The following is a 22,130-nucleotide window of genomic DNA, read 5'->3' on the forward strand; positions in this document are numbered from 1 at the left end:
CCCATAAACATAGCCACCGAAGCAACCAAAAGCGAGGTCAAAAATATCCCTATAACAATGCGTTGTGCCATTCAATCATGCCCGTTGGTACTGCCCACATAACAGCTAATTCAACGACAAATGACATCTATCCCAACGCGTCTATTTCCCTACACGGCATCTGTCATCCATAAATTTTTTCTTTGTTATCAAAAAACTACCTACCCTAAAAAGTAGTCCCTCTGGAAATAAGCGTCAATTGTCGGATTTCCCCAAAAATATCTGTTCGCTTATCTGCAATTGTGTCTAGGTGACTATTCCATATTTTTCATGGGGTTGTAAGCACCGCAGGTCTAAAATTATGGAGTTTTGCGACAATTGTCGTATATCTCCGCTGTTCGCCGGGCAAGCAGCCGATTATCCCGACATTTAATAGGTGTGAGCCGGTGTGAGGTTAGCGGGGTTCTTGGATAACGGAGTGGTACATGGAGGGTTGCAAGAACACAAAGGCCTGGAAAAGTTCTGGATACAGAGGAATTGCCCGGCCCAGAAAGCAAAAAAGGCAAACCAGTAAATTACTGATTTGCCTTTCTTTCATATGGTAGCGGGGGCTGGATTCGAACCAACGACCTTCGGGTTATGAGCCCGACGAGCTACCAGACTGCTCCACCCCGCATCAAACTGGTTGGTAACCTCTCGATCACCGTGGCGCGCATATTACGGAGCCAGAACCAATCTGTCAAAGACTATTCCGGCTTTGTGTAAAATTATGATTACAGAAGGGCTGTTACACCATTTTCCGGCGGTTTGAAGCGATTGATTCCTGTTGCACTTCCGGTCCTGTGCCATGATGATTCTTTTTCTATAGAGAAACATGCGCCCCTCATTGCAACGCAAGGATGAAGTCGTGTCTGACATCTACTTTAAACTGGTTAACACCCCGTTCGGAAAGACCGCCGCACAGTCACTCGGACTGCCCGCTCCTGTGCCACTGAAGAGGCTCAGGCGTGCAGACCAGCCATTTACTGAAGGCAATGTGCTGGTTGGTGCAGGTAATGGCGGCAAAGCCATAACAACCATTGGCAGTGTACTTAGCGCCAGCGCCGCAACTCTTTATCGTGCCAGCGGCAAGGCGACACTTGAGGATTCGTCAAAAGCCGGAGACAAGGCGCAGGCACTGGACCTGGCTTCATACACCAAAGCAGAATTTTCAGCCCTGGTCTTCGACGCAACCGGCCTGAAAGACCCTGAAGACCTGCGGGCTTTGTACGATTTCTTCCATCCAGTCATCAAAAAACTGGGCATGAATGCCCGTGTTCTGATCGTAGGCAAGGACCCGGCAACTTGCCGAAAAGCCTCCCAGGCTGCAGCTCAACAGGCTCTGGAAGGGTTTATCCGCAGTGTCGGCAAAGAAACAGGTAAAAAAGGCGCAACCGCTAACCTGCTCTGGATGGCGCCCAATGCAGAAAAGCAGCTGGAATCCAGCCTCCGCTTCTTCCTGTCTGCCCGGTCCGCTTATGTTTCCGGCCAGGCAGTACGCATTGGTAAAGCGGCTGATGCGCCAACAGTCAACCCGGTTGCGCCGCTTACAGGCAAAGTGGCTCTGGTAACTGGCGCCTCAAGGGGTATCGGCGCGTCCATTGCACAAACCCTCGCCCGGGACGGGGCAACGGTCATTGGACTGGACATCGAACCGGCCATGGATGAGCTCGAAAAGGTGATTCACGCCATCAATGGCAAAGCCCTTTCCTGCGACATTACGGCCAAAGAAGCGCCTGCAAAAATCGCGGATTTCGTAGAACAGCATTTTGGGGGTGTAGACCTGCTCATCCACAACGCTGGCATTACCCGTGACAAAACTCTTGGCAACATGCCTGAGCATTTCTGGGATATGACCATAGCCGTCAACCTGAGTGCAGAAGAGCACATCAACGATGAGTTGATGGCCAGGGAACTGCTCCGCAAAGGTGGACGCATTGTCTGCATATCTTCCATCAGCGGCATAGCCGGTAACTTTGGACAAACCAACTACTCAGCAGCAAAATCCGGTGTGATCGGCTATGTGGAAGCTATGGCCAGGCAGGTCAGGAACGGCATTACCATTAACGCAGTAGCCCCGGGTTTTATTGAAACCCGGATGACCGCAGCCATGCCCATAACCTTACGTGAAGCCGGTAGACGCATGAACAGCCTTTCTCAGGGCGGACAGCCGGTAGACGTTGCAGAAACCATAGCCTGGTTTTGCAACCCGGCATCCGGTGGCGTTAACGGCAACGTTGTGCGCGTTTGCGGGCAGTCACTGATCGGAAAATAAAAAAAGGGCAAGCCCAATGGACTTGCCCTTTTCTTGAATCTGGTGGGTGGTACTGGGATCGAACCAGTGACCCTCGCCTTGTAAGGGCGATGCTCTCCCAGCTGAGCTAACCACCCGGAATAGTGGCGGAGCGGACGGGACTCGAACCCGCGACCCCCGGCGTGACAGGCCGGTATTCTAACCAACTGAACTACCGCTCCACATCGATCCGGCATTAAACCTGAATCGCACATCGAACTCAATCGCTCGATGTCTGCCCTGAAAGAAAGTGGTGGGTGGTACTGGGATCGAACCAGTGACCCTCGCCTTGTAAGGGCGATGCTCTCCCAGCTGAGCTAACCACCCACTTCAAAACCTTTCAAAGGCTTTCACCTGATAAAGCCGATAAAGCCTGCGAACAAACTTCATTGCTCAACCAAGTGAGAGGCGCATTTTAAGCATTTGTCCGGCGGTGTCAAATCTTTTTCCGACTACTGGCCAGATACCTGTTTACGCAACTGATTAACCTCTTCGGACAAGCGCACAAGGCGGGAGGTTAGCTGAGCGCGGGAGGAGTCAATTGCCTGAAGATTACTTTTTACCTCAGCCAGCTCATTTCTGAGTGCACGCTCACCATCATTGCCCGATAAGTCTGCAAGCTTCTGCTCCAGAGCAGACAAACGCCCTTCGATACCGCTGATACCGAGCGTTTGCTCCTGTTCAAAACGGCGTACCCGCCGCTCAACAACCTGATCGACATCCGCCACCTGCTTACTCACCAATGTCAGCTGCTCCGCTGTTTGACGGCCTGAATCTTCAAGAGCAGAAATTGAAATCTCCGTCTGTTTGGTTAACGCTGCCAGATCAGCACCCAAAGACGTCCGGACCTGTTCAAGCGTAGAGGTCACATCCACAAGCGCCTTCCCGTTTTCAGCGAGAGCGACTTCTGTGGCAACAATCCGCTCCTGCTGATCATCCAACCGCTTCTTGTTCCGCTCGTTTGCGACAACCCATAACTTCCGGATCTCACTAGCGGCTTCATCAATCTGCTTTTTCTGGGATGCCAGCTGTTCCGCAAGAGACGCTCCATGCTCCTGCAGGTTTTCCCCCGTTTCAGTGAGGTCTCCTTCAAACCGCGCCAACGCAAGCTTGCTTTGCCGAGCCCAGTAATCCGCCTCTTCAAGCTGCCCCTGAAGCACCTGAATCTGCTGGTTTTGTGAATACCAGCTGGCTACAGATACCACGGCCACTATGACAACAACCAACCACAAAACCACAAGGCTCGACCGGCCCCCGCTACCATCGTTGTCACCTGGGGCAGGCTTCGGTGGTATGGATTTACCACCAGCTCCCCCGGCTGCCGGCCTGGCTTTTTTCTGGACAGGGGCCTTCTTCTGTTCTGACACACCAAAAGGCCGCTCGGCTCTCAGTTCATCGTCATCTGGACGGATGGGTTCCATTACAGCTCCTGGATATGGGCGGTTTAATTAACTGACACCGATAATACATGCAGTTGTTGATAGGTTGAAATGACTATGCCTCAAGGTATTACCTCTAATGAGGGCAGATGAAAACCCGACCGTGCAATGCGCTGAAACACCTTCCTTGCATGGTAGATAGCCAAAACATACAATGTCCGGCTTTCCAATTATCACAGGACTGTTGCGTATGCAGCCGCTTGTAGGACTTATCATGGGCTCGAAATCCGACTGGCCCACCATGGAAAACGCCGCCAATATGCTCGAAAAACTCGGCGTCGCCTATGAAACCAAAGTGGTCTCGGCCCACCGCACTCCGGATCTGCTTTTCGACTACGCGAAAACTGCATCCGACCGTGGCCTGAAAGTCATCATCGCAGGCGCTGGCGGTGCGGCCCATCTGCCAGGAATGGTCGCATCTCAAACATCCTTACCGGTACTGGGCGTTCCTGTGCAGTCAAAAGCACTCAGCGGCCTCGACTCGCTGCTATCTATCGTGCAGATGCCCGGAGGGATTGCTGTAGGCACTCTGGCGATCGGCAATGCTGGTGCCACCAACGCAGGCCTGCTCGCAGCACAGATAATCGGCACTTCGGATGAAAGTGTCCGCAAAGCCGTTGATGAATTCAGGGCAACGCAGACCCAAACGATTCTGGATAATCCCGATCCAAAAGAGCAGTAAGCCCAACTCCGAGCAAGAGTGTGCGGGCAGGGCTTTCCAAAACACGCTGTAAATACATCCATGTACGCTTGGCTCCGCCATCCATGGCTCCGCACAGTTTTGGAAAGCCCTGCCCGCACACTCACCCAAACTTTGATCAATGCCCGTTAACGGCAGGAGAACACAAATGAGAATTGGCGTACTAGGCGCTGGCCAACTGGGAAGAATGCTTGCCCTCGCCGGATATCCGCTGGCCAAAACCTTTGTTTTCTACGACATGTCTGGCAGCCCCAGTGCCGGACTGGGCGAAGTTATCATTGATCGCGAAGGCAAGTACCTGGACGATTTCCTGTCCCGGGTTGATCGGGTTACCTACGAATTCGAACATCTTCCTGTGGACGTTGCAGAAACACTGGCAAAAGAAAAGCCGGTTCACCCCTGCCCCCGCGCCCTGCAGGTCTGCCAGAATCGAGAAGCGGAGAAGACACTGTTCGGTGAATTGGGCATTCCTACACCACAATGGAAGATAGCCGACAGCGCCGAATCCCTGAAAGCCGCTGCAGAGAGCCTGGGCTGCCCGGTGGTTGCCAAATCCAACACCGAAGGCTACGACGGCAAAGGCCAGGCCGTACTGAAAAGTCCGGAAGATGCGGAAGCTGCCTGGAACTCCATCGGCCACCCAAGGCTGATGGTAGAGAAATTTGTCGAGTTCAGCCGCGAAGTTTCGATCATTGCGGTACGCGCCGAAGACGGTGAACTGGCCTTTTACCCCATTTCCGAAAATGTGCACCATGAAGGCATCTTGCGTTACGCGATCGCACCGGCACCCAAGCTGGAAAAACACGTTCAGGAAGATGCAGAGCGTTATATCAAAGCTTTGCTGAACGAGCTCGATTACGTCGGTGTGCTGACACTGGAACTGTTCGATACGCCCGCAGGCCTGGTAGCAAACGAAATGGCGCCGCGAGTTCACAACTCCGGCCACTGGACCATCGAAGGCGCGATGACCAGCCAGTTCGAAAACCACATCAGAGCTGTGAGCGGCCACGCTCTGGGCAATGTCGCACCACGTGGTCTGAGCTGCATGATTAACATCATTGGCGAGCACGGGGATATTGAGCGTCTGCTGGAACTGCCTTACGCCCACATTCATCTTTATAGTAAAGGTGAGCGTCCGGGCCGAAAACTCGGCCATGTCAACGTTTTGGCAGACAGCTACGAAGAGCTGGTATGGCGGGTCAGAAACTGCGTGCAATTTTTGCCCGGCAGCCCTGAGTTCAGCAGCTCACTGACGCCAAACAACTGAATTACCCTGCGGGGTTGATATCGCTCAAATCGGCCCTATATTAGGCCTGTGACATTCACCATAATTGAGAGAACCAGGGAGAACGACCTCATGGCATTTGAACTTCCGGCACTACCTTACGAAAAGAACGCACTCGAACCGCACATCTCTGCTGAAACCCTCGAATACCATTACGGCAAGCACCACAACACCTACGTAACCAAGCTTAACGGCCTGGTTGAAGGCACTGACAACGCCAGCAAGTCGCTCGAAGACATCATCAAGAGCGCCAGTGGCCCGGTGTTCAACAACGCAGCCCAGGTGTGGAACCACACCTTTTACTGGCACTGCCTGAGCCCGAATGGCGGCGGCGAACCTACAGGTGCCGCCAAGGACGCCATTGAAAAGGCCTTTGGCTCATTCGATGCGTTCAAGAAAGAGTTTAGCGACAAAGCCGCCAATAACTTTGGTTCTGGCTGGACGTGGCTCGTCAAGAAAGCAGATGGCAGCGTAGCCATTGTCAACACCAGTAACGCAGAAACTCCACTGACGGGCGCTGACAAGCCAGTACTGACCGTTGATGTGTGGGAACACGCGTACTACATTGATTACCGCAACTCCCGCCCGAACTATCTGGAAGCATTCTGGAATCTGGTCAACTGGGATTTCGTAAACGAAAACCTGGCCTGATTCTCACGCCATACCCTGCCGGTAACGGCAGAAAGCAAAACGCCCGCTATATGCGGGCGTTTTGCATGTTGCAATCGCCGACATTTACAAATTGAAACGCCAGAGTTTTCAACTATCTGAAATAATCACCGATACTGTATATGTAGTGTTTTTTAACCCGAGCCATAATCCGTACTGTCAGCAATATGTTATGTTAATGTGCCAACACTTAACGGCTACAAAAATATCGGTGCCTGAGACACAGGCTAAAGACGGATCTGAATGCAAACATCCTTTGAGGTTGAAAATCGCCTTGGCTACCGCATCCTTCGGTGGATACTTGCAGTTGCGCTGATCAGCGGCGTAATTGTCAGTACCATCCAGGTGGTGCTCGATGCCCGTCGCGTATCAGCCGACCTGAACAGCCAGGCGATCCAGACAATTGCCATGGTCAAAGATACTGCAACCCAGGCCGTATTCAGCATTGACGCGAACCTGGCAACGCAGGTGGTCGATGGCCTGTTTGCAAAGGAAGCCGTACGCCTGGCTCAGGTCCTTCACACAAACGGCGACCCCCTGAGCACGCGCGAACGCCCCCTGGCTGATAGCGCATTCAGGCCTCTGATCAACTGGATTTTCGGTGCTGAACGCCAATTCCGTACAGAGCTGGTACGCCCGCGCGATCCCGACACCGTATACGGCTATTTCGTTGTTTACTACGACACCGTGCCTTCAGCTCATATGTGGCTGGGCCGTGCCATTATTACCTTCACGTCGGTCATTGCCACAGCAATCATTCTTGGAATGGTGTTGTTCTTCGTCGTATACATGCTGTTGACCCGCCCGCTGTTGCGCATTGTTCAATCTGTAAAACAGGTTGATCCGGAACACCCTGATGACCGCCTGGTTGAGACGCCTGCCGGCCATCAGAAAGATGAGCTGGGGCTCTGGGTGAGCGCAACCAACACCTTGCTTATAGCCATCGGCGAGAGCCAGAAACGCCATCGCGAAGCCGAAGACCGCGTAAATCGGCTCGCCCGCTACGACCAGCTGACCGGATTGCTTAGCCGGGACAGTTTCATGGAGTTATTAAAGACTGACATTGAAGAATCGAGACGCAATCAAACCCTGCTATCCGTGATCGTTTGTGGCATTGATGACTTCAAATCCATCAACGATCAATGCGGTTTCCGTGCCGGGGATCTAGCACTGCAAACCATTGCAGAGCGGCTCATTCAGTGCCTGGTCGGCTGTCGCTTCACCCTGGCCCGCCTTGGGGGAGATCAGTTTGTTGTAGTTGAAAAAGGGCTTAAAGACGGTTTTCAGGCAGCAGACACAGCGGAAGCCATTCTGGCCTGCATCAACGATAACATGGGTATTGAAGGCCAGACTATCTGCATGACTGCAACGCTGGGCATAGCTCTATATCCATCCGACGCCATCCAACCCGACCGGCTGCTTCAAAGCGCAGAGCAAACCATGATGCTGGCAAAACAGAAAAGCCGGGATCACTTCCAGTTTTACGTTGCCAGCATCGACCAGGAAATCCGGGACCGCAGACAACTTGAGAAAGATCTCTCCCAGGCACTGTCCCTTAATCAGCTCTATCTCGTGTATCAGCCTCAGGTCGATCTGGAGACGAAACGTGTCATTGGCGCAGAAGCACTGCTTCGCTGGGATCATCCAGTACGCGGCTTGGTGCCCCCGGATTACTTTATTCCGTTTGCAGAGAATAATGGCTCCATTGTAGAAATCGGCCAGTGGGTGCTTGAAGAAGCGTGCCAGCAGGCCAGGTTGTGGTCAAACAAGGGCCTCCCCCTGCGCATTGCAGTAAACCTGTCAGCAGTGCAGCTACGCCAGGACCGCATTGTTGATGACATACTGGACACACTGCATCGCCACGACATTCCTGCAGGCCGTCTGGAGCTGGAAGTTACAGAAACCAGTTTCATGACCAACCTGTCAGATGCTGTCGCTAAACTGCACACCCTGAACCGCGCAGGCATCAGCATCGCTGTAGACGACTTTGGCACTGGCTATTCATCGCTCACCTACCTCAAGAAGATGCCCGTTAAACACCTCAAAATTGACAAGCAGTTCATCCGTGACCTGCTAGTTAATGAAGAAGACACGCGTATTGCCAACACCATCATCGATCTGGGCAGAAGTCTCAATCTTACAGTCGTCGCGGAAGGTGTAGAAACGGCAGAGCAGGAGAATTATCTGAGCCAGCGCGGTTGTAAACTGGCGCAGGGATACTTTTTCAGCAGGCCTTTGCGCCCCGCAGACTTTGAGACTTTTGTTCAGGACTTTCACCAGAACCTTATCAAAAATAACACCTGACCCATTACCTTTGAGGATTTGCCATGGGAACCACCATTATTGGCCTGATCGTAATTGCTGTCGCTGTAATCTATCTGGTTTTCATCTATAACCGTCTGGTTTCTCTGCGCAATCAGTTCAAAAACGGTTTTGCCCAGATTGACGTTCAGCTTCAGCGCAGGCACGACCTTATACCCAACCTTGTGGAGTCCGCCAAAGCCTATCTGGATCACGAGAAATCAACACTGACCCAGGTTATGGAAGCAAGAAATAACGCTGTCAGTGCGCAGAAAGATGCTGCCAAAGACCCTGGAGACGGCACCAAAATCCAACGCCTCGGCGGTGCCGAAAACCTGCTCACAAAAGCACTGGCCAACTTCTATGCTGTAGCAGAGAATTACCCGGAACTGAAAGCCAATGAGACGATCCAGCAACTGATGGAAGAGCTTTCAAGCACTGAAAACCGGGTATCCTTTGCGCGCCAGGCTTATAACGACGGTGTGATGAGCTATAACACCTTTCGCGAGCAGTTCCCCAATAACATTATTGCCGGCATGTTTTCATTCAAGGAAACCTCTCAGCTGGAACTTGAGTCTCCAGAGGCCCGCCAGGCACCCAAAGTGGCCTTCTGAGGCCCCTGAACCATGGCACATCCCGGTTTTTTTCAGCGCCAGGCCAGTGCCCGGCGCAACACCAGCCTGCTGGTATTTCTGTTTCTCACGGCAGTAGTACTTATAACACTGGCTGTGTGCCTGGTGGGATATTTCGTAACCCGGAGCGAAACCTCTGGTCAGCCCTTCCATTACTGGCTGCTATCCAGCCACGGGCTGATTACTGCTGCGGCTGTAGTGACTCTCATTTGCATGGGGTCTCTTATACGCTGGGCAGACCTTGCAGGAGGCGGGAGCCGTGTGGCCAAAATGGTTGGCGCCCGACCTATTGATCCAGACACCCGCGACAGCGATGAACGCAAGCTGCGAAATATCGTAGAGGAAATGGCCATTGCCAGTGGTGTACCTGTGCCAGAACTCTACCTCATGGATGATGAGACAGGCATCAACGCATTTGTAGCGGGATACTCCCCCGGGTCTGCGGTGATGGTAGTTACCCATGGCGCCATTACCCAGTTAACCCGGGACGAGCTTCAGGGCGTTGTGGGCCACGAGTTCAGCCACATTTTCAACGGTGACATGCGCTTGAACGTGCGCCTCATTGCCCTGCTTTCCGGCATCCTGATGATCGGCCAGATCGGCAGTTTCCTGCTTCGTGCCTCGTTTTACAGTGGAGGGCGATCGACGGCACGCAACCGGGATGGTCGCGCACAGGCAACCATGGGAATTCTAGGAATAGCGCTGTTTTTAATCGGTTACGTAGGTGTGTTTTTCGGACGCTTGATTCAGGCTGCCGTGTCACGCCAGCGGGAAAACCTGGCCGATGCATCCTCAGTGCAGTTCACGCGTAATCCGGAGGGGATTGGTGGCGCACTGTTCAAAATCGGACTGCGGAGCAGCTACCTGGACACCACCGGCCATGCCAGCGACATGAATCACATGTGCTTTGGGGAAGCCACGCGAATGAAGTTCACCTCGTTACTCGCATCCCATCCGCCGATCGAACAGCGCATAAACGCCATTCAGCCCGGGCTGATGGCTCGCCTGAAAAGCCGTCTGAGAGATACCGAGCCCGCAGATGACTTGCGCGCAGCAACAGCCGGGCAACGACCTTCAGGCGCTTCTGGCTTTGCCGGTGCGACTGCAGAAGTGTACAGCTCTGTCTCTGGCCGGCGCGCAGCATCAACAAATCCGATCGTTGCCACACCGGACCCCGGATCAGCAGGGGTACAAAAGCTTTCAGAAAGAGTGGGCACGGTCAGCCCGGAAGGCGAAGACTTTGCGATTCACCTTCTGCGACGTTTGCCCTCCACTTTCCGGGGCTTGTTATACACCCGGGCGGGAGCAATCCAGCTTTGTTATGCCCTGCTCATCAACCACCTGGACCAGCAGCAGCAAACGGAATGCCTGAGACTGCTTCCCGGCCACTCGCTGCTTGGCGCCCAGCCAGACCTTCTTGCGAAACTCGTTCCTGCACTCCAGAGCCTTGGCGAGGCCGTGAGATTTCCGGCTCTGGAGCTCGCAATGCCGGCCCTGCGGAAACTGGACCCTGAAGAACGCGCTGAACTGATTCGCAATGTGAGAAAACTGGTTGATGCAGATAATCGCATCACGCTGTTTGAACTGGCCCTTACCAGCTTCCTCTCCCGCCACCTGGGAGTGGACGCAGACAGAGCAATACCTGTACGCCACAATAGCTACAAACCCGCAATGCCGGCGCTACAGAGGCTTCTGAGCCTGCTGGCAAGAGCTGGTTCAAGTGACAGCCAACAAGCGGAAAGCCTCTACCATGAAGCCATGGCTGGCTTTCCAGGTAACGGAAGCGCCGACACCCCTATGTTGAGCAAAGTGACCATGCGCCAACTACAGGAAGCACTGAAGGTACTGAATGGGCTCTCACCCCTGCTAAAGCCCGCAGTGATAGACGCGTGCGGACATTGCATCACCTATGACGGCGTTATTGACGTGCGGGAATATGAGCTGATGCGGTTGGTGGCAGACCAGATGGACTGCCCCATGCCTCCAATGACGGTTTAAAAACTCGGCGGGCACTAATCCATCTGGCTGGTCTCTCCCGGATTGAACAACACATCAACATTGGTGTTGGAATCCACTTCAGGCAAGCCCAGTTTATTACGGATATCCAGATTCACATCCCACAACTTGTTGAACTTCTCGGAGGTGGCCGCAACCGCATCTTCCTTACCAAGCAGGATTCTCGGGCGTAGGAACACCAGCAGGTTGCGCTTGACCCGGGTTTCAGACTCGGATGAGAACAACCGACCGAGATAGGGAATATCGCCCAACAGCGGCACCTTGCTCTTGTTCACCGTGTAGTCATCACGGGTGAGACCGCCGAGTACGATGGTTTCGCCATCATCAGCCAGTACAGTTGTCTTGATTTCACGTTTATTGGTCACTATGTCTGACGCATCTTCAATGCTGTCTGCGACACTTTCAGTTGTCTGCTCAACCACCAGCCTTACCAGACCATCTGCACTGATCGTCGGTGTCACCTTCAGAGTAAGACCAATATCCCTGCGCTCAATCGTAGTGAACGGATTTGTAGTGCCATCACCCGTAACCGTAGACTGGCCGGTACGGAACGGGACGTTCTGGCCCACTATAATTTCTGATTCCTGATTGTCCAGAGTGATGATGCTGGGCGTGGAAAGAAGGTTGGCCGCCGCGGAAGTCGAAAGAGCCTGCAAAAGAACACCCCAGGTCACGCCGTTTTCATTTCTTTGCCCGGCACCAATGGTAATACCTCCAACGGTGGGAGCAATAACTGACTCACTCAGGATTGCGGTGATTACGTCTCCCAGACTCGTTCCAACATTCCCGAAACTTGTTCCCAACACAGGCGTAGCCGATCCGGACTCATCGCCTACTGCAACCTGAACCCCCAGATCCTGACCTAACTCATCGCTGATTTCGACAATCGCGGCCTCAATCAGCACCTGGGCACGACGAATATCCAGGGCAGCAACAATCTCTTCTGCCTCCTGCATCAGTGAAGGCTCTCCCCGAATCACCAGGGCATTCAGACCCTCGTCTGCAAACACGGCGAAACTGCCCTGAGGCTTGGTACTTGCGCCGCCGGCTGAGCCACCTGACTCTTTGGTAAGTTCACCCATAACACCTGTAAGAATATCTGTCAGGTTCACGGCATCTGCGTGTTTGAGCCGAATTACCTTGGTTGCTCCCCCGCTCGCAGAGGGCTGATCAAGTTGCACGATCAGGCCCCGAATCTTGTTACGGAAAGACTCATCACCCCTGAGGATAAGCCGATTGCTGCGCTCATCTGCGGTGACACTGTATTTCCTCGCCGCACTGTCATTACCGGCACGGCCCAGCTCATCAGGTGCCAGTTCCTGCAACAGGACAACCATATCTCCCACCCAGGCTTCCCTGAGTTTGATCACCTCAACTTCATATTTTGAGGGGCTATCCAGCTCATTTACAATCTGCTCAATCCGGTGAATATTAGAAGCATGATCACTGATAATCAGTGCATTGGCGGCAGCTACTCCGGCCAGATGGCCGTACTTTGCTACCAGAGGCCGGAGAATGGGTACTAATTCCAGTGCGTTGGCGTTATCAATCTGGATAACCCGGGTAATGAGTTGCTCGGAGGGTATGCTGGGGAAACGCCCAAGAGCCTCTGCGGACTGCTTCGCATCCACCTGCTGCACCACCTTTATAACCTCTTCTCCGGGAATGGCGGTGAAACCGTGAACGTTAAGCACTGCGAGAAACAGGTCATAAATTTCATTTTTGTTCATCGGCGCGCTGGAAAGAACAGTTACCTTGCCTTTCACCCGGGGATCCACCACAAAACTGTACCCGGTGATATCCGCTACCTGAGTAACAAAAGCGCGAATATCAGCGTCTTTCAGATTCAGCCTCCAGGTTTCCTCCTGGCCATATGCCATCGACATTAAAGGTAGAAGAATAAGCAGGGCCAGGGCCCGCAAAAAGTTGGTCTTGTGGTTATACATCTGGCGATTTCGTCCTGTATCGATGAACCCGGTCAGCGCCACTGCTCAGGTATGGCATAACTTATGGTAAGGAAAGATCCGTCACGTTCGATTTCTATATCCAGGCTGGCCTGGCCACGCCAGCTTTCCAGCAACGACTGATCCTGTTGCACGTCGCCCAGGCGCTGCCCGTTGATAGCTGTAATTACGTCTCCTGCCTTGAGATTCACTGCATTCAGCATGGCGTTGGAGCCATCATATACGTAACCTGAAGCGCCAGAATCATCAACGGGCCTAAGACCATAAGGCGTCAGTGCAGCAGCGCCTGCGCTGTCCAGCTGTTGCCTGGCACTCTCAAGAAACGCTTCCGGTGATGATTCTGCCGGCTCCGGGGCCACTTCTGCAACCATTGCCGAAGTGTCGTCTTCTTCAAACGTCAGTGATTCGTATCGACCGCCACGGCGAATCAATATGCGCCCTGACTCAACCTCTGCCAGCTCTGCATTGCCCGGCAGCACATCTCCAACCCGGTACCATGCAGTTTCTCCATTGCTTCCGGCCACTATAGCACCTGAATCCTCCGGGCGCTGTCCTACCAGAACCCCTTCGAGCCTCAACCTCAACCCGGTTTCCGGAGCCGAGCGTTTGACAGCCTCAGCCACCTCTCCAGGTGTTTCCGGACGGCCAAAGAATTCATAGCTGGCCATCGAATAGGAGCCAGGTCTCCCGACAACCGAGCTCCCGGATGAGCCAGCGGCGGGCGCAACAGCAACCGGTTTGTCCTGCCAGGCGTAAAGCCAGGTAGCATTCGCCATAACAACGCCCAGGTAGATCACCAACCCCGCTAACAGCAGGTTAGCAATCACTTTCGCGACCCGGTGCTGGGTGCCGGCAGCCAGCATAGCAATCATCAAAGCACTCCCGGCAGTAATGGTTGCCGCAGGCGGAGTACAATATCATCCGGGCTGGCGGAGTCCGGCCAGGGCTGTCCCGCAAGATCAATCATGCGCTTATAGACCCGCAACTCCATCATTCCGTTCCGGAGAATAGTTGCATCTGCTGCCGGCCCGTTGCCGGTCTGCTCAGAAACGATCAAAGTCACGCCACCATTGGTGGTATCCATATTGGCCTGCATAGGAGGAAACCGCGCCTGACCGGTCTGATTCCCCATAGGCCAACTCACCTGACCGCCCGCCCATCTGCCGAGCCCATCGGCGCGGACAATACGATCATCAGCCCATTCCAGCACCAGACGTTCAATGCTCACATCACCCTCAATAAGGGCTCCACCGCTGCGACGAATCAGCTCTTCGAACTCGGCAACGGCGATCTCACCCCTGGCATTCAGGCGTACATTTTCAGGCCAGCCAAGGATGACATCACCCGAAACAGCCGACTGCACGGACTCCAGGGATATTTTCACAGGCTGCTCAAGGGCCACGAGAGAGGGCCATTCCAGCTGCCAGCGAACACGCACAGGAAAGCCCGCAACGGTTACACCTGCGGCACCATCCCACACCTTGCCTGCTACCTGTCGGACCTGCACCTGCGCTGGAAGAGAAACATACGGTGAAGCCTGCTGCCAGACCCAGCCAGCGGGGATAAAAACAATCAGTGCGCCAAGATAGACCAGCACCCCGAGCAGCAAAAGCAGTAGCACCTTGCCGGGGCGGAGAAAAGGTTTGGGTTCAGCGTCACTCATTCGGTTACACACAGACGATTAACAGGTTGACGAGTCTAGCAAACGCTTTGGTCAAGTTCATGACAAAAAAACAAAAACCCCGCGCCGGTGTGAACCGACGCGGGGTTTTCAAAGGCAGATCAGGCTACGCCTCTTTCCTCAAGGCGTAGTCAGAATCAGCAGGTTATAAACGGCATTACATCATGCCGCCCATACCGCCCATTCCGCCCATTCCACCCATATCAGGCATAGCTCCACCGGCTTTCTCGTCTTCCGGCTCATCTGCAACCATCGCCTCAGTGGTGATGATCAGAGATGCTACAGAAGCCGCAGCCTGCAGCGCGGAACGGGTTACCTTGGCAGGATCCAGGATACCCATTTCCAGCATATCGCCGTAAGCTTCGGTAGCGGCGTTATAACCGAACGCGCCTTCACCTTCGCGAACCTTGGCAACCACAACAGAAGACTCACCACCTGCGTTGTAAACGATCTGACGCAGAGGAGCTTCCATAGCGCGACGCAGAATGTTCACACCGGCTTTCTGTTCGTCGTTGATGGCATCAACCTTTTCCAGTGCAGCAATAACACGGATCAGGGTCACACCACCACCCGGTACAATGCCTTCTTCGACAGCAGCACGGGTAGAGTGAAGTGCGTCTTCAACGCGAGCCTTCTTCTCTTTCATTTCCACTTCGGAACCGGCGCCTACCTTGATGACGGCAACACCGCCAGCCAGCTTGGCCACACGTTCCTGAAGCTTCTCTTTGTCGTAGTCTGAAGAGCTTTCTTCAATCTGCTTGCGAACCTGCTCAACGCGGGCTTCGATATCAGCCTGTGCACCGGCACCATCAATGATGGTGGTGTTTTCTTTGGTGATGTTCACACGCTTAGCAGTGCCCAGATCATCCAGAGTGGTGTTCTCAAGGCTCAGACCTACTTCTTCGGAAATAACAGTACCACCGGTCAGGATAGCGATGTCCTGCAGCATTTCCTTGCGGCGATCACCAAAGCCAGGTGCTTTGACAGCAGCGACTTTCACAATGCCACGCATGTTGTTCACAACCAGAGTCGCCAGAGCTTCGCCTTCGATATCTTCAGCGATGATCATCAGCGGCTTGCCAGCCTTGGCAACAGATTCCAGCACCGGAAGCAGTTCACGGATGTTGGAGATCTTCTTGTCGACCAGCAGCATGTACGGATCATCAAGCTCTGCGGACATGTTGTCCTGGTTATTGATGAAGTACGGAGACAGGAAGCCGCGATCGAACTGCATACCTTCGACAACGTCCAGCTCGTCTTCCAGGCCACGGCCTTCTTCAACCGTGATAACGCCTTCTTTACCAACCTTTTCCATCGCATCTGCGATGATCTTGCCGATAGTCTCGTCGCCGTTGGCAGAGATAGTGCCTACCTGAGCAATGTTACGGCTATCGTCGCATGGCTTGGCCATTTCGCGGATGGCTTTTACAGCTTCGGCTGTCGCCTTGTCGATACCGCGTTTCAGATCCATCGGGTTCATGCCGGCAGTTACTGCCTTCACACCCTCATTAACGATGGCCTGAGCCAGAACCGTAGCAGTGGTAGTACCGTCACCGGCAGTATCGTTGGCCTGGGAAGCTACTTCCTTGACCATCTGGGCGCCCATGTTCTCGAACTTGTCTTTCAGTTCGATTTCCTTGGCTACCGACACACCGTCTTTGGTGATGTTCGGGGAGCCAAAGGATTTTTCGAGAACCACGTTACGGCCTTTAGGGCCAAGAGTTACCTTAACTGCGTCCGCCAGAACATTGACGCCTGCGACCATGCGCTTGCGGGCGCTATCACCGAATTTAACTTCTTTTGCTGACATGTGTTCTATTCCTGTTCGTTAAACCGAATTCGTTGAATCAATCGGGTTAGTGACTGTTCGTGCGAATTGCTTCAGCGATCACTCAAGCACGCCGTAAATATCGCTTTCGCTCATGATGAGCAGCTCTTCACCGTCGATTTTTACGGTATTGCCGGCATACTGGCCAAATACCACGGTATCACCCGCTTTGACTGCCAGCGCACGAGTCTCACCATTATCCAGAACGCGACCATTACCTACGGCAACAACCTCACCCTGGGAAGGTTTTTCTTTTGCGTTACCGGGTAGCACGATGCCACCTGCAGTTTTCTCTTCTTCTTCTTTACGGCGTACAACGACACGATCGTGTAGCGGACGAATCTTCATTGCTCGGTTTCTCCAATAGTCAGATTAATGTGGCAATGACATTTGCTGTTGATAGCCGGGTTGTTAGTTCAACCCGACGAAATTGCCCGGCTTCTGACCTGCTGTTTTCCAGCTGGTATCAGCCTGCGGCTAACTTGTGACTTCTATCTGGGGCTGGCGTCCAGGTTTTCAACACCCTCCACGATAATTTTTTCACTTTTTATCGAGGCGATCGTGCCTGGTTTCGGTCTCATCACGATATTCGCCTTCAATGATGTCACCGTTGCCATCCCGGTCGAACGGGCGCTGTTCTCCAAAGGGAGCCTCACCGAACGGATCCCGGCCGCCACCAGCACGAAAATAGAAGCCTTCACTCCGGCCAGAAACCACCATGCGTTTCAACGCCTGCGCAGCAAGCCAGTGCCGGGTAAACGGAACCAGACACAAAAAACCTATGGCATCTGTGATAAACCCCGGGGTAAGCAGAAGTACACCGCCGACCGCCAGAATAAGCCCTTCCGCTACCTCCTTTGCAGGCAACTCCCCGCTGTTGAGGCGCTGGTTAGCCTTGAGCAGTGTCGCCAGGCCTTGCTGGCGAAGCAGCCAGGCGCCGGCAACAGCCGTCAGGAGCACAAAACCAATGGTATTGAACACGCCAATCTTGCTGCCTACCTGAATGAGCACCGCCATTTCAGCGATCGGCATGATAATGAAAATAAAAAAGAGTATGGGCATCAGGCTCTCGCAGTCTGAATTGGGGTATTTTAAGGTCTGGTATACTCCCAGCCTTTCCTGAAACACCTTTCCTCTAACTTAGGGCAAAACATGAAACTTCAAGATTCTGTGGTAGCAATTACCGGTGGGGGCCAGGGTCTGGGCCGCGCCATGGCCGAGTACCTGGCTGCAAAAGGCGCCAGACTGGCTCTGATTGACCTGATTCCTGAAAAACTCGAAGAAGCCGCGACTGCCTGTAAACAAGCGGGCGGAGATGCGAAAACTTATGTGTGCAACGTAGCAAAAGAAGATGAAGTAGAAAAAACATTTGCAGCAATAGCCAGTGACTTCGGCCAGCTAAACGGGCTGGTCAATAACGCGGGAATACTGCGTGACGGCCTGCTGTTAAAAGAGAAGGACGGCGAGATCACCAAACGCATGGAATTATCACAGTGGCAGGCCGTTATTGACGTCAACCTCACAGGTGTATTTCTGTGCGGGCGCGAAGCAGCCACCCAGATGATCAAGAACGACTGCAAAGGCGTCATCATCAACATCGCTTCCATTTCCCGTGCCGGCAACATGGGACAAAGCAATTACTCCGCCGCCAAAGCAGGCGTATCTGCACTGGTGCCTGTGTGGGCAAAAGAACTCGCTCGCTATGGCATCCGCTGCATGGGCATTGCTCCTGGATTCATTGGAACGGAGATGACCGGGTCAATGCGACCCGAAGTACTCGAAAAACTGGTGTCGGCCATCCCTCTCAAGCGAATGGGAACCCCCGAAGAAATCGCGTCTGCCGCTGCATTTATCTTCGAAAACGATTACCTGTCCGGCCGGATGATCGAGGTAGACGGGGCTATGCGGATCTAGGGCAATGGCCTTTTCGCAACTCAATAGAGTTCCAGGGGCCAGGCGCGGCCTGGCCCTAGTTCCAGCGAAACCGCCTCATAGACACCCTGCCCTTGACTACTTCGACGCCTTCGGCTTCCAGTAAGCTCACCTGCCTGCAGTAAACCTCGGAGCCTTCCGGAAAGGCGATCTGACCGTTGCTGCGGATAACCCGGTACCAGGGCACAGAGTGACCATGCGGGAGTTTACCAAGTGCGCGGCCGATATATCGGGCCTGGCGTCCGAGGCCCGCCATTTCAGCAACCTGGCCGTAGCTCGCAACCTTGCCCGCAGGAATCGCCAGCACCACCTGCCAGATTTTCTGATCCTTTCCCGGTTCTGTTTGCTGTTCCATGTGCCCTATCCGCCTGCCGCCTGTCTGGCGTCTACACCACTGATACCAGAGTGGTCCGGGGCCAGTGCATCCAGTCTGTCGCCCTGGCGAATAATAAACAGTGCCAGAAGAATGGCAGGGATGCCCATCAGGCCGGCCACGAGAAAAAACTCCCCATAGCCAAAACCCGCCACGACCATGCCGGAAAAACCACCCAGAAACTTTCCTGGCAACGTCATCAGAGAGCTGAACAGAGCATATTGGGTCGCTGTAAAAGAGGCGCTAGTCATGCTCGATAACCAGGCAATCAGTGCCACATTGGCAATGCCTCCGCTCAGGTTATCAGCACTCACTACCGCTGCCAGAGTCATCAGATTTGGCGGATACTGAGCAAGCAAAACAAACAGGAGGTTGGTTGCTGCTGTCATAACCGCACCCAACAGCAGCACTTTCCTCGTGCCGTAACGTACAACCAGAACTCCACCTGCCAGAGAGCCGGCAATGGTCATAAAAAATCCGAAGATCTTAGTAACATCCGCAACCTGGGTTTTGCTGAATCCCATAAAATCCAGGTAGAAGGGGTTAGCCATAACCCCCATGGCAATATCGGAAATACGATATACGGCGACCATCACCAGAATCGCAATTGAAAGCTCTTTATAGCGCTGGAAAAAATCCAGAAAAGGCCCGGCAACCGCGGCATAAAACCAGCCAGTGAGGCGCGCCAGCCCAGGGCCAAGGTGGGCGCGCCTGGCCGCCTCCTGTTCAACTTTAAGCGCAATATCCTGAGCTGCGGAAAAATGATTTACCGCCGGCTCCCTGACAATCAGCACGGTTAGGACACCAATGCCGACCAATGCCGCCATCACCTCATAAGAAACCTGCCAGGACCAGAACTCCGCCAGGTATAAGGCTCCTGCGCCGGCTACCAGCAATGCCAACCGATAGCCGAAGATATAAGTTGCTGCCAGGGCTGCCTGCAGCCGCTCTTCAGCAATTTCAATACGGTAGGCATCAATAGCCACATCCTGCGTAGCCGATGAAAACGCTACCAGCAGACCACACAACGCCAGGGTTTCAGGTGCAAGAGTCGCGTCTACGTGGGCCATCAGATACAGGCCTGTAGCGATCCCCGCCTGTGCCAGCAATATCCAGCCCCGGCGCTTCCCCAGCAACCTGTCCAGTATCGGAAGTTTCAAACGGTCAACTACCGGTGCCCAGAACACTTTGATGGAATAGGTAATCCCCAGCCAACTGAAGAACCCGATGGTAGCCGTTTCCACGCCAACATCAGCAAGGCGGGCATTCAGGGTCGAAAACACCAGCAGAAACGGCAACCCGGCTGAAAAGCCGAGAAACAGCAGCGCAATCACCTGCCAGCGGGTGTAGGTGTATAACGTATCCCGGATCAGGGCCAGACGGGTGCCGGTTGAAATGGTGAAGCCTCCGGATCAGTCGCGGAAATTATTGAATTGCAGAGGTATGTCCAGTTCAGTCTCACGCAACATGGCCATTGCGGCTTGCAGGTCATCCCGTTTTTTACCGGTCACCCTGACTTTGTCGCCCTGGATACTGGCCTGTACTTTCAGCTTGGCATCCTTGATAAGCTTCACTATCTTCTTTGCCATATCCGTCTCAATGCCCTGCTTCAGCAGCAAATGCTGTTTCACAAGCTTGCCCGCTTTGCTATCTCCGTCTTCCGACAGGGCTCGACCATCTATATTGCGCTTGGCAAAAGCCATCCGCAGCATATCCATGAGCTGCTCAAGCTGAAACTCTTCCGGGGCACTGATAGTAATGCCCTTTTCATCCTGTTCGATATCCGCATCCACGTTTTTGAAGTCCCAGCGATTACCGAGATCACGCCTGGCCTGATCTACCGCATTGGTGACTTCGTGCATATCGATTTCAGATACAATATCAAAAGAAGGCATAGCCGTTATTCTCCTGGACCTATAGCGAGTATACTGTCTGCATTAGAAAGAAAGGCAAGCATACCAAGCCCCGGTAATCACCGCATCTGACAATGGACTGCAAAAGTAGACAACCATGCCAAATCTGGACCTTCCAATACTAGTAGTAGACGACGCGAAATTCAGCAGCATGGTTGTTGGCCGAACCCTGCGAAATGCCGGTTATCGCGATGTGCGTATTGCCAACAACGCCCCAACAGCTCTCAAACTTATCGAGGAGCGACCGGTGAGCGTGCTCATCGCAGACTGGCTGATGCCGGAAATGGACGGACTGGAATTGTCCGATAAGGTACGCCAGCAGGATGAACAAAATAATCACTATACCTATGTGGTACTGCTGACTGCCCGGGAAAGCGTAGAAGCCCTGTCGGAGGCATTTGACCGGGGTGTGGATGACTTCATCTACAAATCCGATATGGCCAAGCAACTGATCCCCAGGATATTTGCGGCCGATCGAATGGCAGACCGCCAGAATACTCTGCTCCGTGCTAATGCCCTGCTTATCGAGAATAACCGTGAGCTCGAGTCCAGCAATATCATTGATCTGGAAACCGGGCTGTGTAACAGCCGCTATGGCCGGGACCGGTTAACCAAAATGCTGCGCCACGCCGAATCCCGCGGCGGTGCTACGGCGTATGTGCTCTGCGGAATACGTAACTGGCAGGAACTTAAACGCAAACATCCGCCCACAATCATGAATGAACTGTCAGTGGGTATTGCACGCAGGCTCAGTGCGCTGATTCGCCCTATCGATGTCCTGTGTCGGGTTGGTGACAACCAGTTTGCGATCATTTCCTATTTTCCGAACAGCGATCACTGCACAACAACGGCCTTTCGCCGGATATTTGATGGCATTAACCACAAGGCTCTGAAAACCACGGCCGGATATGTCTCACTGGAGGCTGGCATGGTGCTCTGCAAAGCTGACGCCCAGGACGGAACGCCATCCGTTCAGGATATGGAACGAGCTGCGGTGCAGGGCCTGGTAGATGCCTATGAAACTCGCCGGTTTACCGAAACCGCACCGGAAATCAGCGCAAGCGTCTGAGCCAGAGAACAATCTGT

19 protein-coding genes and 4 tRNA genes are annotated in these 22,130 nt (G+C 53.6%); 9 read left to right on the top strand and 14 right to left on the bottom strand.

Going from position 1 to position 22,130, the window contains the following annotated elements; translation table 11 throughout:
- Window positions 1-578: 578 nt before the first annotated feature.
- A tRNA-Met gene (locus DS878_RS08415) sits at window positions 579-655 on the bottom strand.
- Between the two features lie 231 nt (window positions 656-886).
- Here DS878_RS08415 and DS878_RS08420 point away from each other — a divergent pair.
- Window positions 887-2,293 (top strand): 3-oxoacyl-ACP reductase, encoded by a 1,407-nt coding sequence (locus tag DS878_RS08420; RefSeq protein WP_113815544.1) that lies wholly within the window; start codon window positions 887-889, stop codon window positions 2,291-2,293.
- Window positions 2,294-2,333: 40 nt separating this feature from the next.
- Here DS878_RS08420 and DS878_RS08425 read toward each other — a convergent pair.
- From DS878_RS08425 to DS878_RS08440, 4 genes are all read right to left on the bottom strand, one after another.
- A tRNA-Val gene (locus DS878_RS08425) sits at window positions 2,334-2,409 on the bottom strand.
- Between the two features lie 7 nt (window positions 2,410-2,416).
- Window positions 2,417-2,493: transfer RNA gene (locus DS878_RS08430), tRNA-Asp, on the bottom strand.
- Between the two features lie 69 nt (window positions 2,494-2,562).
- Window positions 2,563-2,638: transfer RNA gene (locus tag DS878_RS08435), tRNA-Val, on the bottom strand.
- 125 nt (window positions 2,639-2,763) lie between these two features.
- Window positions 2,764-3,732, bottom strand: coding sequence for a hypothetical protein (locus tag DS878_RS08440; protein ID WP_113815545.1), 969 nt, complete (start codon window positions 3,730-3,732; stop codon window positions 2,764-2,766).
- 208 nt (window positions 3,733-3,940) lie between these two features.
- On the opposite strand from DS878_RS08440, the gene purE reads away from it, so the two are divergent.
- From purE to DS878_RS08470, 6 genes are all read left to right on the top strand, one after another.
- Window positions 3,941-4,432: a 5-(carboxyamino)imidazole ribonucleotide mutase gene (purE, locus tag DS878_RS08445; protein WP_113815546.1), complete on the top strand. Its 492-nt coding sequence runs from the start codon at window positions 3,941-3,943 to the stop codon at window positions 4,430-4,432.
- Between the two features lie 166 nt (window positions 4,433-4,598).
- Window positions 4,599-5,717, top strand: coding sequence for a 5-(carboxyamino)imidazole ribonucleotide synthase (locus tag DS878_RS08450; RefSeq protein ID WP_113815547.1), 1,119 nt, complete (start codon window positions 4,599-4,601; stop codon window positions 5,715-5,717).
- A gap of 90 nt (window positions 5,718-5,807) precedes the next feature.
- Complete coding sequence (sodB, locus tag DS878_RS08455; RefSeq protein ID WP_113815548.1) at window positions 5,808-6,386, top strand: superoxide dismutase [Fe]; 579 nt, start codon at window positions 5,808-5,810, stop codon at window positions 6,384-6,386.
- A 261-nt stretch (window positions 6,387-6,647) separates the two neighbouring features.
- Window positions 6,648-8,708, top strand: coding sequence for a putative bifunctional diguanylate cyclase/phosphodiesterase (locus DS878_RS08460; protein WP_113815549.1), 2,061 nt, complete (start codon window positions 6,648-6,650; stop codon window positions 8,706-8,708).
- A gap of 23 nt (window positions 8,709-8,731) precedes the next feature.
- Complete coding sequence (locus DS878_RS08465) at window positions 8,732-9,319, top strand: LemA family protein (protein ID WP_113815550.1); 588 nt, start codon at window positions 8,732-8,734, stop codon at window positions 9,317-9,319.
- A gap of 12 nt (window positions 9,320-9,331) precedes the next feature.
- The gene (locus tag DS878_RS08470; RefSeq protein WP_113815551.1) at window positions 9,332-11,335 is read left to right on the top strand and encodes a M48 family metallopeptidase; all 2,004 of its coding nucleotides are present in this window, start codon (window positions 9,332-9,334) and stop codon (window positions 11,333-11,335) included.
- 14 nt (window positions 11,336-11,349) lie between these two features.
- On the opposite strand, the gene gspD is transcribed toward DS878_RS08470, so the two are convergent.
- The 6 genes from gspD to DS878_RS08500 form a co-directional block, all read right to left on the bottom strand.
- Window positions 11,350-13,299 (bottom strand): type II secretion system secretin GspD, encoded by a 1,950-nt coding sequence (gspD, locus tag DS878_RS08475; RefSeq protein WP_113815552.1) that lies wholly within the window; start codon window positions 13,297-13,299, stop codon window positions 11,350-11,352.
- A 32-nt stretch (window positions 13,300-13,331) separates the two neighbouring features.
- Window positions 13,332-14,180 carry a type II secretion system protein N gene (locus DS878_RS08480; RefSeq protein ID WP_410003476.1) on the bottom strand — a complete coding sequence of 283 codons (849 nt, stop codon included), beginning with the start codon at window positions 14,178-14,180 and terminating at the stop codon, window positions 13,332-13,334.
- 8 nt (window positions 14,181-14,188) lie between these two features.
- Window positions 14,189-14,980, bottom strand: a complete 792-nt coding sequence (gspN, locus tag DS878_RS08485; RefSeq protein WP_113815553.1) for a type II secretion system protein N — start codon at window positions 14,978-14,980, stop codon at window positions 14,189-14,191.
- A gap of 175 nt (window positions 14,981-15,155) precedes the next feature.
- Complete coding sequence (groL, locus tag DS878_RS08490) at window positions 15,156-16,808, bottom strand: chaperonin GroEL (protein WP_113815554.1); 1,653 nt, start codon at window positions 16,806-16,808, stop codon at window positions 15,156-15,158.
- A gap of 78 nt (window positions 16,809-16,886) precedes the next feature.
- Window positions 16,887-17,174, bottom strand: a complete 288-nt coding sequence (gene groES / locus DS878_RS08495; protein WP_113815555.1) for a co-chaperone GroES — start codon at window positions 17,172-17,174, stop codon at window positions 16,887-16,889.
- A gap of 192 nt (window positions 17,175-17,366) precedes the next feature.
- Complete coding sequence (locus DS878_RS08500; protein ID WP_113816620.1) at window positions 17,367-17,888, bottom strand: FxsA family protein; 522 nt, start codon at window positions 17,886-17,888, stop codon at window positions 17,367-17,369.
- A gap of 90 nt (window positions 17,889-17,978) precedes the next feature.
- Between DS878_RS08500 and DS878_RS08505 the strand changes: the two genes are divergently transcribed.
- Window positions 17,979-18,740 (top strand): SDR family oxidoreductase, encoded by a 762-nt coding sequence (locus tag DS878_RS08505; protein WP_113815556.1) that lies wholly within the window; start codon window positions 17,979-17,981, stop codon window positions 18,738-18,740.
- Between the two features lie 55 nt (window positions 18,741-18,795).
- On the opposite strand, the gene DS878_RS08510 is transcribed toward DS878_RS08505, so the two are convergent.
- From DS878_RS08510 to DS878_RS08520, 3 genes are all read right to left on the bottom strand, one after another.
- The gene (locus DS878_RS08510) at window positions 18,796-19,113 is read right to left on the bottom strand and encodes an MGMT family protein (RefSeq protein ID WP_113815557.1); all 318 of its coding nucleotides are present in this window, start codon (window positions 19,111-19,113) and stop codon (window positions 18,796-18,798) included.
- A gap of 5 nt (window positions 19,114-19,118) precedes the next feature.
- Window positions 19,119-20,465: an AmpG family muropeptide MFS transporter gene (locus DS878_RS08515; RefSeq protein WP_187298767.1), complete on the bottom strand. Its 1,347-nt coding sequence runs from the start codon at window positions 20,463-20,465 to the stop codon at window positions 19,119-19,121.
- Between the two features lie 78 nt (window positions 20,466-20,543).
- Window positions 20,544-21,026 carry a YajQ family cyclic di-GMP-binding protein gene (locus DS878_RS08520; protein ID WP_113815558.1) on the bottom strand — a complete coding sequence of 161 codons (483 nt, stop codon included), beginning with the start codon at window positions 21,024-21,026 and terminating at the stop codon, window positions 20,544-20,546.
- A gap of 115 nt (window positions 21,027-21,141) precedes the next feature.
- Between DS878_RS08520 and DS878_RS08525 the strand changes: the two genes are divergently transcribed.
- Window positions 21,142-22,113, top strand: coding sequence for a response regulator (locus DS878_RS08525; RefSeq protein ID WP_113815559.1), 972 nt, complete (start codon window positions 21,142-21,144; stop codon window positions 22,111-22,113).
- Window positions 22,114-22,130: the final 17 nt, after the last annotated feature.

The sequence above is a fragment of the Marinobacter sp. F3R11 genome, assembly GCF_003318275.1.
Classification (GTDB): domain Bacteria; phylum Pseudomonadota; class Gammaproteobacteria; order Pseudomonadales; family Oleiphilaceae; genus Marinobacter.

Excerpts from the sequence above, each read along its gene's own strand:
- DS878_RS08465 (WP_113815550.1), top strand. The coding sequence starts at position 8,732 with ATGGGAACCACCATTATTGGCCTGATCGTAATTGCTGTCGCTGTAATC.
- DS878_RS08470 (WP_113815551.1), top strand. The coding sequence starts at position 9,332 with ATGGCACATCCCGGTTTTTTTCAGCGCCAGGCCAGTGCCCGGCGCAAC.
- DS878_RS08510 (WP_113815557.1), bottom strand. The coding sequence starts at position 19,113 with ATGGAACAGCAAACAGAACCGGGAAAGGATCAGAAAATCTGGCAGGTG.
- DS878_RS08440 (WP_113815545.1), bottom strand. The coding sequence starts at position 3,732 with ATGGAACCCATCCGTCCAGATGACGATGAACTGAGAGCCGAGCGGCCT.
- groES (WP_113815555.1), bottom strand. The coding sequence starts at position 17,174 with ATGAAGATTCGTCCGCTACACGATCGTGTCGTTGTACGCCGTAAAGAA.
- DS878_RS08450 (WP_113815547.1), top strand. The coding sequence starts at position 4,599 with ATGAGAATTGGCGTACTAGGCGCTGGCCAACTGGGAAGAATGCTTGCC.
- groL (WP_113815554.1), bottom strand. The coding sequence starts at position 16,808 with ATGTCAGCAAAAGAAGTTAAATTCGGTGATAGCGCCCGCAAGCGCATG.
- DS878_RS08505 (WP_113815556.1), top strand. The coding sequence starts at position 17,979 with ATGAAACTTCAAGATTCTGTGGTAGCAATTACCGGTGGGGGCCAGGGT.
- DS878_RS08460 (WP_113815549.1), top strand. The coding sequence starts at position 6,648 with ATGCAAACATCCTTTGAGGTTGAAAATCGCCTTGGCTACCGCATCCTT.
- gspN (WP_113815553.1), bottom strand. The coding sequence starts at position 14,980 with ATGAGTGACGCTGAACCCAAACCTTTTCTCCGCCCCGGCAAGGTGCTA.
- DS878_RS08500 (WP_113816620.1), bottom strand. The coding sequence starts at position 17,888 with ATGCCCATACTCTTTTTTATTTTCATTATCATGCCGATCGCTGAAATG.
- purE (WP_113815546.1), top strand. The coding sequence starts at position 3,941 with ATGCAGCCGCTTGTAGGACTTATCATGGGCTCGAAATCCGACTGGCCC.
- DS878_RS08525 (WP_113815559.1), top strand. The coding sequence starts at position 21,142 with ATGCCAAATCTGGACCTTCCAATACTAGTAGTAGACGACGCGAAATTC.
- DS878_RS08480 (WP_410003476.1), bottom strand. The coding sequence starts at position 14,180 with ATGCTGGCTGCCGGCACCCAGCACCGGGTCGCGAAAGTGATTGCTAAC.
- sodB (WP_113815548.1), top strand. The coding sequence starts at position 5,808 with ATGGCATTTGAACTTCCGGCACTACCTTACGAAAAGAACGCACTCGAA.
- DS878_RS08520 (WP_113815558.1), bottom strand. The coding sequence starts at position 21,026 with ATGCCTTCTTTTGATATTGTATCTGAAATCGATATGCACGAAGTCACC.
- gspD (WP_113815552.1), bottom strand. The coding sequence starts at position 13,299 with ATGTATAACCACAAGACCAACTTTTTGCGGGCCCTGGCCCTGCTTATT.